The 473-nt window shown below is 62.6% G+C and carries 1 pseudogene; it reads right to left on the bottom strand.

The features are described 5' to 3' along the window. A pseudogene (locus ACCC94_RS30065) lies at positions 1–473 on the bottom strand (hypothetical protein); the annotation flags it as partial.

The following is a 473-nucleotide window of genomic DNA, read 5'->3' as shown; positions in this document are numbered from 1 at the left end:
GGCTGTTCCAGTGGCTGGCGAAACTGTCGGTCGCAGCCATGTAATTGCGCTTGAAACCGGTGGTGTGGCACTCGACGCACATGAAGTTGGCGTTCTGCGTGGGGCGGGTCCAGTGCAGTTCGTCCTTGAAGTCGATGCGCTGGCCGGGCATCAGCTGGAACCACTGGTGCTTGCGGCTATCCCAGGCGACGCCAAGCGCCTGCAGGCGGCCGCCGGGCCGGCCTTGCGCGTCTGGAAACTCCAGCAGGTATTGCTGCAGCGGTTCGAAACCGAAGGTGTAGGCGACCCTGAAGTCCGCCGGCTTGCCATCGGCTCCGGGCGTGTTGACCCAATACTCGCCGTCCTTGCGGAAGAAACGGCTGGTCTCGATTTCGCCCTTGAAAGTGACATCGTTGAAGTCGCCCAGCACGTTGCCTTCGGTGGCCGGCTTCATCGCCTGCTGGTGGTGCGAACCTTGCCAGTCCTGGAACTGA

The sequence above is a fragment of the Pseudomonas sp. Pseusp97 genome (genome assembly GCF_047304025.1).
In the GTDB taxonomy this organism is placed as follows: Bacteria; Pseudomonadota; Gammaproteobacteria; order Pseudomonadales; family Pseudomonadaceae; genus Pseudomonas.
The sequence above is the reverse complement of the archived record's forward strand: the minus strand, read 5'-3'. Positions and strand labels throughout refer to the sequence as shown.